Source organism: Lysobacter sp. BMK333-48F3 (assembly GCF_019733395.1).
Classification (GTDB): domain Bacteria; phylum Pseudomonadota; class Gammaproteobacteria; order Xanthomonadales; family Xanthomonadaceae; genus Lysobacter.
This window is the reverse complement of record NZ_JAIHOO010000001.1, coordinates 1,351,723-1,365,282: the sequence shown is the minus strand read 5'-3', so window position 1 is coordinate 1,365,282 and position 13,560 is coordinate 1,351,723. Positions and strand designations below refer to the sequence as shown.

14 protein-coding genes are annotated in these 13,560 nt (G+C 68.5%); 8 read left to right on the top strand and 6 right to left on the bottom strand.

Features of this window, described 5'->3' with window-relative positions:
* Positions 1-89 precede the first annotated feature (89 nt).
* From K4L06_RS05740 to K4L06_RS05725, 4 genes are all read right to left on the bottom strand, one after another.
* Positions 90-1,004 carry a ParB/RepB/Spo0J family partition protein gene (locus K4L06_RS05740; RefSeq protein ID WP_221670490.1) on the bottom strand — a complete coding sequence of 305 codons (915 nt, stop codon included), beginning with the start codon at positions 1,002-1,004 and terminating at the stop codon, positions 90-92.
* On the bottom strand, positions 1,001-1,819 hold the full coding sequence (locus K4L06_RS05735) for an AAA family ATPase (protein WP_221670489.1): 819 nt from the start codon (positions 1,817-1,819) through the stop codon (positions 1,001-1,003). Before K4L06_RS05735 ends, K4L06_RS05740 begins: the two co-directional genes overlap by 4 nt.
* 71 nt (positions 1,820-1,890) lie before the next feature.
* Positions 1,891-2,604, bottom strand: coding sequence for a 16S rRNA (guanine(527)-N(7))-methyltransferase RsmG (gene rsmG / locus K4L06_RS05730; RefSeq protein ID WP_221670488.1), 714 nt, complete (start codon positions 2,602-2,604; stop codon positions 1,891-1,893).
* A 51-nt stretch (positions 2,605-2,655) separates the two neighbouring features.
* Positions 2,656-3,252: a 4'-phosphopantetheinyl transferase superfamily protein gene (locus tag K4L06_RS05725; protein WP_221670487.1), complete on the bottom strand. Its 597-nt coding sequence runs from the start codon at positions 3,250-3,252 to the stop codon at positions 2,656-2,658.
* Between the two features lie 168 nt (positions 3,253-3,420).
* Between K4L06_RS05725 and K4L06_RS05720 the strand changes: the two genes are divergently transcribed.
* Both K4L06_RS05720 and K4L06_RS05715 read left to right on the top strand, forming a co-directional pair.
* Entirely contained in the window at positions 3,421-4,809 is a 1,389-nt protein-coding gene (locus K4L06_RS05720) for an AMP-binding protein (protein ID WP_221670486.1), read from the top strand.
* Positions 4,810-5,313: 504 nt separating this feature from the next.
* Positions 5,314-5,589, top strand: a complete 276-nt coding sequence (locus K4L06_RS05715) for a GlsB/YeaQ/YmgE family stress response membrane protein (protein ID WP_064746020.1) — start codon at positions 5,314-5,316, stop codon at positions 5,587-5,589.
* Between the two features lie 179 nt (positions 5,590-5,768).
* Here the strand turns inward: K4L06_RS05715 and xth are convergent, their stop codons facing one another.
* The gene (gene xth, locus K4L06_RS05710; RefSeq protein ID WP_221670485.1) at positions 5,769-6,536 is read right to left on the bottom strand and encodes an exodeoxyribonuclease III; all 768 of its coding nucleotides are present in this window, start codon (positions 6,534-6,536) and stop codon (positions 5,769-5,771) included.
* A gap of 17 nt (positions 6,537-6,553) precedes the next feature.
* Positions 6,554-7,801, bottom strand: a complete 1,248-nt coding sequence (locus tag K4L06_RS05705; protein ID WP_221670484.1) for a hypothetical protein — start codon at positions 7,799-7,801, stop codon at positions 6,554-6,556.
* On the opposite strand from K4L06_RS05705, the gene K4L06_RS22770 reads away from it, so the two are divergent.
* The 6 genes from K4L06_RS22770 (at position 7,800) to K4L06_RS05675 (ending at position 13,316) form a co-directional block, all read left to right on the top strand.
* Positions 7,800-8,291, top strand: coding sequence for a hypothetical protein (locus K4L06_RS22770; RefSeq protein WP_221670483.1), 492 nt, complete (start codon positions 7,800-7,802; stop codon positions 8,289-8,291). The two genes, K4L06_RS05705 and K4L06_RS22770, sit on opposite strands and share 2 nt — an antisense overlap.
* Before the next feature lie 88 nt (positions 8,292-8,379).
* The gene (locus tag K4L06_RS05695; protein WP_221670482.1) at positions 8,380-10,026 is read left to right on the top strand and encodes a WD40 repeat domain-containing protein; all 1,647 of its coding nucleotides are present in this window, start codon (positions 8,380-8,382) and stop codon (positions 10,024-10,026) included.
* Between the two features lie 332 nt (positions 10,027-10,358).
* Entirely contained in the window at positions 10,359-11,288 is a 930-nt protein-coding gene (locus K4L06_RS05690) for a glycoside hydrolase family 16 protein (RefSeq protein ID WP_221670481.1), read from the top strand.
* A 242-nt stretch (positions 11,289-11,530) separates the two neighbouring features.
* Positions 11,531-12,103, top strand: a complete 573-nt coding sequence (locus K4L06_RS05685) for a hypothetical protein (protein WP_221670480.1) — start codon at positions 11,531-11,533, stop codon at positions 12,101-12,103.
* Positions 12,104-12,106: 3 nt separating this feature from the next.
* Entirely contained in the window at positions 12,107-12,250 is a 144-nt protein-coding gene (locus tag K4L06_RS05680; protein WP_221670479.1) for a hypothetical protein, read from the top strand.
* Between the two features lie 157 nt (positions 12,251-12,407).
* Positions 12,408-13,316, top strand: coding sequence for a hypothetical protein (locus K4L06_RS05675; protein WP_221670478.1), 909 nt, complete (start codon positions 12,408-12,410; stop codon positions 13,314-13,316).
* Positions 13,317-13,560 lie beyond the last annotated feature (244 nt).

The window sequence follows — 13,560 nt, the reverse complement described above, 5'->3', positions numbered from 1 at the left end:
CGCCGGATCGAGCTCGAGACGTTCGGTCCAGGGGCCCAGGTCGGCGTCGGGATGCCGCAGTCGCAGGCTGACCCGGTAGCGGTACGGGTTCAGGCCTCGACCTTGCCGCGCAGCTTTTCCAGCACGCCTTCCAGCGAGTCCAGGTCGGTGTAGTGGATCACCAGGCGGCCCTTGCCGCCGCGGCCGTGGAGCACGTTGACCTTGGCGTTGAGCGATTCCGACAGCTCGCGCTCCAGGGTCAGGATGTCGGCCTGCGGCTTGGCCTTGGCCGGCTTGGGCTTGCCGCCGATGGGGATCTTGCCGGCGGCGAGCTGCTGCACCCGGTGCTCGACGTCGCGCACCGACCAGCCGGCTTCGGCGGCCTGGCGGGCCAGGGCGATCGCCGCCTGCGGGGCCAGGGTCAGCAGGGCGCGGGCGTGGCCCATCTCCAGGGCGCGGGTCTCGACCAGCACCCGGATCTCGGACGGCAGCTCGAGCAGGCGCAGCAGGTTGGACACCGCCGCGCGCGAGCGGCCCACGGCCTCGGCGGCCTGGGCGTGGGTCAGGTCGAACTCGTCGATCAGGCGGGTCAGCGCCTGGGCTTCTTCCAGCGGGTTGAGGTCTTCGCGCTGGATGTTCTCGATCAGCGCCATCGCGACCACGGTGCGGTCGTCGACTTCGCGGATCACCACCGGGATCTCGCTCAGCCCGGCCAGGCGCGAGGCGCGCCAACGGCGTTCGCCGGCGATGATTTCGTAGGTGCGGCCGCCGCGCTCGCCGATCTCGCGCACGACGATGGGCTGGATCACGCCCTGGGCCTTGATCGACTCGGCCAGCTCGGCCAGCTTGTCTTCGTCCCAGTGCTTGCGCGGCTGGTACTTGCCGGCGCTCAGCGAATCCACCGGCAGGTGGCGCAGCAGGTCGCCGGGCTGGGCCTCGACCAGGGTCGGGGCTTCGGCGGCGGCCTTCGGGCCGAGCAGGGCTTCCAGGCCGCGGCCGAGGCCGCGCTTCTTGGTCGAACTCATGCCGCGGTCTCCGCGATGGCGGCGCGCGCGGCGGCCTTGGCGGCCTGCTCGCGTTCGCGCTGGCGGCGCAGCACTTCGCCGGCCAGGCCCATGTAGGCGATGCCGCCGCGGCTGGCCTTGTCGTAGCCGACGATGCTCTGGCCGTGGCTGGGCGCTTCGGCCAGGCGCACGTTGCGCGGCACGATGGTGCGGAACACCCGGTCGCCGAAGTGGTTGATCAGTTCGGCCGAGACCGCGTTGGCGAGGTTGTTGCGCACGTCGAACATGGTGCGCAACACGCCTTCGATTTCCAGTGAAGGGTTCAGCCGCGCCTTCAGCGCCTCGATCGTGTCGACCAGCGCGCTCAGGCCTTCCAGCGCGTAGTACTCGCACTGCATCGGCACGATGATCGAATCGGCCGCGGTCAGCGCGTTCAAGGTCAGCAGCGACAGCGCCGGCGGGCAGTCGACGATGATGAAGTCGTAGCGGTCGGCCAGCGGCGCCAGCGCGCGCTTGAGCCGCTGCTCGCGCTCGTCCTCGCTCATCAGGCGGATCTCGGCCGCGGTCAGGTCGATGTTGCCGGGCAGCAGGTCGAAGTCTTCCGGGGCGCGCACGATCGCGCTGCCGACTTCGGCTTCGCCGAGCAGGACGTCGCAGACCGAGTCCTCGAGCTGGCGCTTGTCGATGCCGCTGCCCATGGTCGCGTTGCCCTGCGGGTCCAGGTCGACCAGCAGCACGCGCTTGGGCGCGCGCGCCAGCGCGGCGGCCAGGTTGACCGCGGTGGTGGTCTTGCCGACCCCGCCTTTCTGATTGGCGACGGCGATGATGCGGGCCATGCGGCTCGTCCCCTGCTGATTCGGTGTGATGACGGGAGACGGCCGGCGTTAGGCGCCGGCCGGACTGGGCATTATGCCCCAGGGCGGGATTCGGGGTTCGCGGCCGCCGAGGCGGCTTCGGCGGCCTCGCCGCGGCGGCCGATCACCACCATATGGCGCTCGGCCTCCAGGCCGGGCACCCGCATCGGCTCGACCGCGCGGACTTCCCAGGCCGGCGGCAGGGCGGCGATTTCCTCGTCCGGGCGCACGCCCTTCATCGCCAGCAACACTCCGCCGGGCTTGAGCAGGTGCCCGCCCAGTTCGAGGATCAGCGGCAGGGTCGCCAGGGCGCGGGCGGTGATCGCGTCGTAGCAGCCGGGCTCGGCGAAGGCCTCGATCCGCGACTCGGCCACGCGCGCGTCCTTCAGCCCCAGCTGGCGCAAGGCTTCGCGCATGAACCGGGCTTTCTTGCCGTTGCTTTCGACCAGGGTCACGCGCAGGCCGGGCTTGACGATGGACAGCGGGATGCCGGGCAGGCCCGGGCCGGTGCCGAGGTCGGCCAGGGCGCCGCCGCGGCGCGCCAGCGGGTCGACGTAGGCGTGCATGGCCAGCGAATCGAGCAGGTGCTTGGCGACCATTTCCTGCGGGTCGCGGACCGCGGTCAGGTTGTAGGTGCGGTTCCAGCGAGCCAGCAGGGCCAGGTAGTCGAGCAGCGGCGCGGACAGGGCCGGATCCAGGCCGAGCGCGGACAGGCCGGCTTCGAGCTCGCTGCGTAGCCCGGGCGGCAGAGGGGTGGGGGTCGTCATCGGCGACAGTATCGCCGATGCCCGGCGGCGGACGGAAACCCGCGCCGGGGTTCAGGCCGGGCGCGGGCGCCAGGCCAGCGCGCCCAGGTAGCCCGGTGCGGGCTCGATCTCGCGCAGGGTCCAGTCCTGCGGCAGGCCCAGGGCCGGGTCGCATTCGACCAGGCGCAGTCCGTCGGCGCCGTCCTCGAAACGCAGCTTCTCCAGCCCGAACGACAGGCCGTGGCCGTGGGCCTTGAGCACCGCCTCCTTGGCGCACCACAGGCGCAGGAAGGCGCGGTCGAGGTCGGGATGGCCGCGCAGCCAGCCGGCTTCGGTTTCGCTGAAGAAGCGCGCCGCGACCTCCAGCGCGCGCGGCCGGCGATGCAGCCGCTCCAGGTCGACGCCGATCCGCGCCTGCCGCGCCAGCGCCACCAGCAGGCGCTCGCCGCTGTGGCTCCAGTTGCAGTCGTAGCCCTGATGGGGCGGGTTCAGGTGCGGCCGCTGGCGTTCGTCCCGGTTCAGCGACAGCCCCGGGTCGCCCAGTTGCCCGGCCAGCCAGGCCCGCGCCTCGGGCTCGGCCGGATGGCCGTGGCGATGCGCCAGCCAGGTCCAGCGCACCGCATGCGGACCGGCTTCGGCATGGACGTCGGCGGGGGTAGGAACGGACATGAACAACGTGCTTTGGCGTCGGCCGGGCCGGTCAGCGTAAGCTAAATGCGGGGAACGGACTCGGCCGGCCGGCGCGGCGCGCAAGGCGCGCCGTCAGCGCAGGATCAGGCGGGTCCGGGCAAGTTGCAGCATGAAGCGGCCTCGGCGGCCGCGGGAAGCCACATCAGGATGTCAGCGGTCGTCGATTCCAGTCTCGTTGCGTCCGGCCAGGACGGCGCGCCGCGCGAGTGCGCGCGCTTCGCCTTCGTCGCCGGCGATCCGGCCGCCGCGCTCGCCTTCGGCCGCGACGGCGCGATCGACCGCGCCCGCTTCCAGGCCGAAGTGCGCGCCCTGGCCGCGAGCTTGCCGGCGGCGTGCCACGCGGTGAACCTGTGCGAGGACCGTTACCGTTTCCTGGTCGCGCTGTGCGCGGTGGCGCTGCGCGGCCAGACCAATCTGCTGCCGTCCTCGCGCGCGCCGGCGGTGATCGACGACGTGCTCGGTCGCTATCCCGACAGTTATTGCATCGGCGACCTCGCCCTGGACCCGTTGCCGCCGCGCTACCTGCGCCTGCCGGATGAGTTGATGCGGGCCGAATCCGAGCGACCGCTCGACGCCGACGTCTCGGCCTTGCTGGCGATCGGTTTCACTTCCGGCAGCACCGGCCAGCCCAAGCCCAACCCCAAGAGCTGGGACGCGTTCCGCACCAGCACCGCGCAGAACCTCGCCGCGCTGCACGACCTGCTGCGCGCGGACGGCATCACCTGCCTGGTCGCGACCGTGCCGCCGCAGCACATGTACGGCATGGAAATGTCAGTGTTGCTGCCGCTGCTCGGGCCGGTCGCGGTGCACGCCGGCCGGCCGTTCTTTCCCGACGACGTCGCCCGCGCGCTGGCCGACGCGCCGACGCCGCCGTTGCTGGTGACCACGCCGGTGCATCTGCGCGCGCTGGTCGAATCCGGAGTCGAGTTGCCGGCGCTGGCCGGCATCGTCTCGGCCACCGCGCCGTTGTCGCTGGAACTGGCCGCCGCCGCCGAAGCGCGGTACCGCTGCGAAGTGCGCGAGGTGTTCGGCTCCACCGAGACCTGCGTGTTCGCGCGCCGCCGCACCGCGCGCGAAACCGCCTGGACGCCGTTGCCCGGCGTGCGCGTGTGCCCGCAGCCCGACGGCACCGCGGTGCATGCGCCGCATCTGCCCGAGCCGGTGGTGCTGGCCGATCTGATGGAAGTCGACGCCGACGGCCGCTTCGAATTGCGCGGCCGCAGCGCGGACCTGCTGGAGATCGCCGGCAAGCGCGCCTCGCTCGGCGATCTGACCCGCAAGCTGCTGGCGATCGACGGCGTGCGCGACGGCGTGGTGTTCCAGCTCGACACCGCCGACGCGTTCGGCGTGCGCCGCATCGCCGCGCTGGTGGTCGCGCCCGAACTGGACGAGGCGGCGATCCTGCACGCGCTGCGGCAGAGCATCGATCCGGTGTTCCTGCCGCGTCCGCTGCGCCGGGTCGCGGCGCTGCCGCGCAACGAGACCGGCAAGCTGCCGCGGCAGGCGTTGGTCGCGATGCTGCACGCGGCCGGTTAACCGCATCGCCGCTCGGCCGTTCGCGCAGCGCATGCGCGAGACCGGCTCCGGACCAGGGGTTCGATCGCGCGCCCGGCAATGACGGCTACGGCGCGGGCCCGGCCGACGCGGTTTCCGCGGCGGCGAATTCCTTTCGCCGCAATGGCCGCCAAGGCGCGGCCGCGGCTGGAAAACGCGGTTTTCACAATGACCTCGAAACCGGCTGCCAGGCGCCTGCCGCCGGCAGCGTCCGACGCCGTGCCGACGCTGCGCCACCGGCGGAAGTACGTCCGCATGTCGGCCGAAACCGACCGTTTGCCCGTCCTCGCGCACGCTTGTGCGCGGCTCTTTCACGACGCGAAAACGCGCTGTTTTTACGGGACATTGTGCTTCACGCGACACTGATATCGCTCTGACGCAGCCGTCACGGTGCGCGATTCAGACTGCGATCGTCCCCGATGAAAGGGACGACGGCGGCCCCGCCGCCGCCTCGCGCATCACCCGTGAATCGCTAGGAGAACGCACATGCTCGGTATCATCATTTGGCTGGTCGTAGGCGGTGTCATCGGCTGGATCGCCAGCATGATCATGAGGACCGACGGTCAGCAGGGAATTTTCCTCAACATCATCGTCGGCATCGTCGGCGCGTTCCTCGGCGGTTGGCTGGGCGGCGTGCTCGGCATCGGTTCGGGCACCATCAACAGCGGCGCTTTCAGCCTCAGCGGCCTGCTGCTGTCGCTGGTCGGCGCGGTGGTGCTGCTGGCCATCGTCAATCTGTTCCGCCGCGGTCGCGTACGCTGACGCGTTGCCGCAACGAAAAAAGCCCGGCTTCGGCCGGGCTTTTTTGTTGCGGCGGGAATGGGGAATCGGGAATGGGGAATGGTCAGAAGCGGTTGCGTGGCGGACCGAGAGGGCTGAGCATTTCCCGATTCCCGATTCCCGATTCCCGATTCCCGAGCCCCGAGCCCCGAGCCCCGACCTCAAGCCAAAGCCACCCACGCCGGCGCGTGATCGCTGGGGCGGTCCCAGGTGCGCGGTTCGCGGTCGATGCCGGAGGCGACGCAGCGGGCGCGCAGGGATTCGGAGACCAGGTTGAGGTCGATGCGCAGGCCGAGGTTGCGGCGGAAGCCGGCCTGGCGGTAGTCCCACCACGAGAACTGGCCTTCGTCCTGGTTGTGCAGGCGGTAGCCGTCGTGCAGGCCGAGCGCGAGCAGGCGGCGCAGCGCGTCGCGCTCGGCGGTCGAGGTCAGGATGTGGTCGTCGTTCCACACCGCCGGATCGTGGGTGTCGCGCGCTTCCGGGGCGATGTTGAAGTCGCCAAGCACGATGGTGTCCGGGTGGCGCGCCAGTTCCTGCTCCAGCCAGGCGTGCACGGCGTCGAGCCAGCGCAGCTTGTAGGCGTACTTCTCGGTGCCCACGTCCTGGCCGTTGACCACGTACAGGTTGACGATGCGCAGGCCGCCGACGGTGGCGGCGATGACCCGCTTCTGCTCGTCCTCGAAACCGGGAATGCCGACCTGCACGTCCTGCGCGGTTTCGCGCGAGAGGATCGCCACGCCGTTGTAGGTCTTCTGCCCGGCGAACACGCTGCGGTAGCCGGCTTCGGCCAGGACGGTGTCGGGGAAGCGGTTGTCTTCGAGCTTGGTTTCCTGCAGCGCGACGATGTCGGGCGCGAACCCGGCCAGCCACTGTTGCAGGTGCGGCAGGCGCACGTTGAGCGAGTTGACGTTCCAGCTGACGATTTTCATGCCGCGCAGTGTAGCGCTCAGCGCGCGCGGCTGTCGGCCCGGCCCGTCGTGGCTGCGACCGTCTTGCCGGCCGGGCACAGCGCGGCACGGATGCGCTCGGCCGCGGCGTTGCGCTCGGCGGTCCCGGTCGCGTCCGATTCGCTGTTGCGTTCGTCGTCGAGGAAGCGGTCGCAGGCGGTCCAGGCGCTGCCGGCGCCCACCGGGTCGGCGCCGGCGGCGCGCAGCGCCTCGATGGTCTCGGCCAGCGCCGCCGGCCGCGATGCCGCGTCGAGGCGTTTGGACAGGCCGTCGGCCTGCGCCGACAGCGCCCGCGCGCCCAGCACCGGATCTTCGCGCAGTTGCGTGGCGATCGCCGGCGCGGCGTCGAGCAGGCGCGCGAGTTGTTGCCTGGATTCCACCGCGCGCAGGGCGGCCGGCGATTGCCCGGGGCCGAAGCCGAAGCCGGCGTCGAGCCAGGCCTGCAGGCCCGGCCCCTGCCACTGGCGCAGTACGCGCTCGGCCGGGTCGCCGATCCGGCAGCCCTCCGGGTCGCCGTCGTCTTCGAACAGCAGCGGAGCCGCGGCCACCGGCGCCGGCAAGGTCGTGCGCCACAACTGCGCCCAGCGCGCGAAGTGCGCGCCGTCGGTTTCGTGCTCGGCCAGCGCGCGCAGCACCACCCGCAACGCGCTTTGCTTGGCTTCGCGCGTGGCCGGTCCGGCAACCACGGCCGCGGCGGCCACCAGCAGATCGGCGCCGTTCTGGCGCGGTCCGTAGGCCTGTTCGTCGAACCACAGCCAGCGCACGTAGCGGTAGCTGGGGCCGCCGCTGAGCGCGCACAGCGCCTGCGCCGGCGTCGGCTGTTCGGGCAGGGCCGCCAGGCCGGCGCGGATGCGCGCCGGATCGCCGCTGCGTACGGTCGCCGCGAATGCCTCCAGTCGCGCCTGCTTGGCCTGGAAGTCGCGTTCGCGCAGATCGACGATCGCCTGGCGGCCGAGCAGGGCCAGGGCCAGCGCAGCGATGCCGCCCAGGGCCAAGCCGAGCAGGGCCGGGCCCAGGCGGCGGCCGCGTCCGGCCCAGACCAGCAGCGGCAGCGGAGCGATCGCGATCGCGGCGATCGCGACCCAGCTGCCCTCGTAGGCCAGCCACCAGCTGACGTCGGAGCGGTGCAGGCGATAGGCCAGCCAGGCCACCCAGACCGCGACGATCGCCGGCCAGGCCGCGAAGGCGATCAGGCCGACGCGGCGCGCGGAAGGCGCGGCGTCCGGCGTGCGGGCGACGTCGGTCATGGACGAGTTCCTTCTCTATGGGCGATGCGATGCGCCGATCATCATCGCATCATCGCATCGCCGCATCGCCGCATCGCCGCATCGCCGCGGCGCCGCTACGAAGCGGTGCGGATCGCCGTGTCCGCTACTTCGCCAGCCAGCGGATCATCGCGTCGATCTTGCCGCGATACGGCGGCTTGAGCAGGTCGCTGGCGGCGAGCCGGCGCTGGCGGAACACCGGCAGCAGCTTGCTGAAGGTGTCGAAGCCGTTGCGGCCGTGGATGGCGCCGATGCCGCCGAATGGCGGGTCTGGTCGTTCGCGCATATCGCCAACGCTTCCAGCGTCGAACGACTCGTCGAGCGGACCAAGGCGGATCTGTTGTTGGCTGCGAGCCTCTTCTCAGGCCTTGCCTACCCGAATCGCCAGGATCGGCAAATGAGCGGGCGGTCACGTCAACGCCGGGTGAAATCGATTACATTCATTTATGTAAACGATTACATGATCTTGTAATCGCTTACATAACTCATAAGGAGACGAGTTGAAAATGAAATTGAATTCGCTATTCGCAGCTATGAGCGTCGCCGGAATCGCTCCGGTCATGGCGTGGGCTTCCCTCGGTACCGCCGCCCAAACCCCGGCCGCAGACGGACAGGCGATCAGTCGCGCTATCGAGCCGGCCGCGGCCGCAACGCTCGCCGATACGCTGTCGCCCAAGGTCCGCATCAGCGGCGGCGCATGGGTCGTCGCCGGCCAGAGTCACTCGCTGACCGGCTGGGTCAGCGACGATGTCGCGGTGTCCAAGGTGGTGTGGCACAACACCCGCACCGGGGTGGTCGGCACCGCCACGCTCAGCGGCGCCGGCACGGTCGCGTCGTGGACGATCGGCAAGATTCCGGTGGTCGCCGGCGCCAACCTGATCTACGTGGCGGCATTCGACGCGGCCGGCAACAAGACCCGCATAGAAACCACGATCACCGCCAACGCCACCACCTCCGACGGCACCGTCGGTCCCTGCGCCGGGTTCTATCCGGCCGGCTTCCAGTTGGCGCAAGGCAAGCTCGTGCAACCTTGGGCGACCACACCCCAGCCGCAGCGCGGCATCGCCACCCGCGGCTACAACTACGGCACCTGCCAGATGCGGCTGACCGACCGCGCGGCCGACGGCCTGCCCGGCTATGCGCGCAACGACTACTCGCGCAAGCAACCGTTCAACGCCGACGACAGCGCGCAGCTGATCGCCGCCGGCGACGGTTCCTGGCACTTGTACGAGCCGGCGACCGGCCGCTACATCCGGTCGCTGTCCTACCTGCCCGGCGGCGACGGGCTGGCGGGCGACGCCGAGCCGCAGTGGGACCCGCTCAACCGTGACCTGCTGTACTACATGAACTCCGAAGGCGTCGGCATGTTGCTGCGCAAGATCGACGTGAAGACCGGCGTGCGCTCGGTGCAGGCGAACTTCGCCGCTCGCCTGAAGGCGCGCTGGCCGGCCGCGGCTTCGGCATCGACGGCCGCCGAAGGCTCGCCGTCGGCCGACGGCCGGTACTGGTGCTTGATGGTGAAGAACAGCGCCGGCTCGCGCCTGGGCATCTTCACCTGGGACAAGACCGAAGACCGCATCCTCGGCATGGCCGATCACACCGGACACATCGACAACGTCAGCATGAGTCCGAGCGGGAACTACTGCGTGGTCAACGTGCCTTACGTCGGGACTACGGTATGGCCGCGCGACCTGAGCAGCTCGCGGCAGATCACCAACGACGGACAGCACTCCGACATGGCGATCGACAAGAACGGCGACGACGTCTACGTCAGCAACTACCTGCGCATCAGCGATCCGGTGCTGAAGGACGGCGACGTCTACATGTACAACCTGCGCACCGGGCAAAAGACGACGCTGTTCTCCTCGTACTTGAATGGAACCACCACGGCCATGCACTTTTCCGGCCGTGCCTTCGCCAAGCCGGGCTGGGTGGTGATGGGTACCCAGGCCGAAGGCTGCGCCCGCACCAGCTGCAGCCAGCAGTGGGCGCATCGCAAGATCATGGTGGTGGAACTGGCGGCCAATCCCCGGATCTACAACATCGCCGACACCCGGGTAAGTTACGTCGACTACGACAGCGCACCGGTGCCGGCGGTGAACCGCTCGCTGACCAAGATCGCGTGGAACTCCAACTGGGGTCGGTCGGCCGCCTCCACGGAAACCTATAACGTGCAGATTCCCAGCTACGCCATTCCAGAAAGGTGAGGCAGCGCTTTCGGTCGCCGCCGTCTGCGCGCACGACGTAGCTGACGCGGGCCATTGATCCGAAGCGAATGACCATGCGGCCGAAACAGAGCCAAGACGCCTGACGATTGCACTTTCAGGCCTGAGGCTGCGGCTGGATTACAACGCACGTGAAGGCGCTTCGCGGCCAAGTCGCGGGTACGACCGCGTCCGTCGCAAGGCGCTGAGTCCCATCAAATCGAAAGGCCCCGCTCATGACGGGGTCTTTCGATCCAGCCCCTGGCTTGTGCTGCATGACGAGGCGCGATGCGTCTCGTCCGGCGGGCGCTGGATCCCCTAATAAGGAGTTAGCAATGGAAGTCTGGAAGCATACCCAATGGGTGCGGCCGATCGCCGCGATGACGATCCTCGCGTTGCCGGTGCTCGGTTCCGTCGCCCACGCGGGCGAATTGCGAGAGCGAATCCTGAGCGACGCGGGCAGCTACGTTCCCGCTGGATACTCGGTGGTATTCAACGATGAATTCAACGACACCCAGTTGAATCGGGAAAAGTGGGCGACCCGTTACATCTACGCCAATGGTACGCTCGACCGGCTGACCAGCGAGGCCCAGGTCTATCGGGACAATGCGAACCATCTGATGTACGACGGGATGCTGAGCCTCACCGCGCGCCGGGTCGGTGCCGGCTATGAATCGGGCATGATCCGGTCGCGCTGGGAATTCAAGCCCTCTTCGAGCACCAGCTATTACCTGGAAGCTCGGGTGCGCATGCCGGACGGAAAAGGGGTATTCCCTGCGTTCTGGTTGAACTCGGGCTACTCGCCGACCGGCAAGCTGTATTGGGGGCCGGAGATCGACATCTTCGAGTTCGTCGTCGACGGTGTCGAAGAGAACCCGTCGTCGCGGCCTAAGAACATGGTGCACAGCGGCGCCGTCACCCATGCCGGGCGGATCCCGAGCGCGCTCACCTATGCCCATCCGAATTACCAGCGCGCATGGAATCTGTTCTGGGCCCCGTCCGACCTGACCGCGGATTTCCACACCTATGGCCTGCTGTGGACGGAGACCGGCATTGCGTTCTACGTCGACGGTGTGCGGACCAACGCGCGCACTTACCGCTGGATCTACGATAACGACGGCAAGCCTGCGGGGCCGGCGCATATCCTGCTGAATCTGGCCATCGGAGGCGATTGGGCCGGCCGCCACGGTATCGACGACAATGCGTTCCCGCAAGCGCTGGATATCGATTGGGTGCGTGTGTACAGGAAGACGGCGTCGCCTTGATCCCGCGCCGAGTCCCTGCAGCGACTGGCCTACAGCAGCTCCACTTAACTTGGCTACGCCGGCTAGACTGACGACCTCGTGGGTCTTCCGCCACGAGGTCTCATGACTCTGTCGTCCACAGGTCCCGCACTGGATGTTTTTCAGATCGGCAGCCGCAAGGACCTAGCTCTGTGCGACTGCTGCCGGGTCTGCGTCTCACTGGAAAGCTCCTGACATTGAACAAACTGACAGCCACGCGGTCCATGTACAAGACTTTCCCTCAATCGTTGTGTCGCAGAACGCTGCTTTTCTTGGTGACGATGTTTACTTCAACACTCCTCCTTGCAGCGCCGGTCGACCGTCCCAAAGCAGGCACCGACGTGGACGAGACCCGCACGGTTACTCAACGCTCCGGGCCGCCTGCGGATTGCCTTGCGACCACATGGAGCGGCGTCACGGTGCTGCTCGATCGGCAGGAGCTGGCCAGGAAAGCCGCAGTCCAGCATGCCCAATGGACGACCGAAGCAGAACGGCTGGCACTCATCGAAGGCCGGCGGGCATCCGCACTGCTGTCGGCTGCCGCTGCCGTCAAGAGCAAAAATGGCTGTGTGCCAATCAATGGGGCCTTGGATGGCGAGGCGACGGCCATCGTGCTGGCCGCGCTGGAAAGCGGCTCCGCCACGGTCCTGTTGGACGGCTCGAAGGTCCCTGTTGCTGCTGTGGCCATCCGTTACCTGGGCACTCGCTGCGGCCCCTTGTGCAGCCAAGGTCACATCATGGTGTACGTGCCGGGGCAGGGCAGGCCATTCCTGGTGCAGGATTGGTGGGTTTCTTAAACTATGGCGTATCGCCCCTCCAACACCTCGCTCGACGACGCCCCTTCCATCTTCTTCCACCTCGACGCGCACGACGGCATCCTCTGGACGGTCGGGGCCGAGGACATCTTGCAGTTCGATGGCCGCCAGTGGGAACGCATCGCCTGAGCCTGTCCCTCCGCCCATGCACCACCCGTCACCCCGGCCCGCACTTGCGACCGTCATCCGTCAGCAACTAAGGGGGCTCTCTCGCCCACCTCGATGATTTGGTCATCGAGGGCCCAGCACGCGATTAAAGCGCACCGCAACCTCCGGACACACCATCATGGCGGGCTACTGGACCGACCTCTATTCTTTTGTCGCCGCGGCGATCCGCTCTCGCGATGTCGTATACATCGTGCTCTCGGACGATGCCGTAGCCGCATCGAAACTCGCGATGTCGAGCGTCACGCAGTGGAAGCCAGGCACGTGGGGAAACGGGGGGCATACCGACTGGCGCACCGCGGGCGTCGCCTTGACCCAGCATCCGCGCGTGCAACTCATCGCAGTCGGCGAGTTCGGATCCGCCTTGCTCGTGGGCGGGGGTGGCCGGCATGAGGAAGCCGTCGCTTCCCCCGACTCTTCCCCAGATGACCGTGGCCCGCTGCGTGGTGTGCGTTGCGTCGGCGGCGAGGTCGTCGTCGTCGGCATGAACCGCCAAGTGTACCTACGCAAGGGCGACAATGCCTGGGTCAGCTTTGAGCGCGGCATTCCCCGCGACCCTGACCCGAAGGCCATCTGTGGTTTCGAGGCGATCGACGGGCGCTCGATGGACGAGTTGTACGCGGTGGGTTGGGACGGCGAGATCTGGCACTGCGATCACGGCACCTGGACCGCCCAATCGAGCCCTGTCAACACGGTTCTCGTGGACGTTTGCTGCGCCGGCGACGGATTCGTCTACGCCTGCGGGCACAACGGCATGCTGCTCAAGGGCCGTGCCGGACAGTGGGAGGTTCTGGCTCAGACTGACTTCGCGGAAGACCTTTGGAACCTCGCCTGGTTCGACGGCCGCTTGTACGCCTCGTCGATGGATGCCGTCTACGTGCTCGAAGACGGCGAACTCGGCCCCGTATACATGGGCGAGGACCAAGCCAAGACCTGCTACCGGCTAACCACCGGTGACGGCGTGATGTGGTCCATCGGCGCGAAGGACCTCATGTGCTTCGATGGCACCGCGTGGACCCGCATCGACTGATGCCTCGCGATCGCGGGAGAAGCGGGGGCAACACGCGAGCGATGCCGCCCTCGCGGCGCCGTTCGGCGGCGGTGAGCTGTTCGTCGCCTTGCGACCACCTGGAGCGGCGTCACGGTGCTTCTCGATCGACAGGAGCTGGTCAGGAAAGCGAAGTCCAGCCTTCCCAGTGGACGACGAAAGCAGAGCGGCTGGCGTTCATCGAAGGTCAACAGGCATCCACACTGCTGTAGGCTGCTGCGGCCGG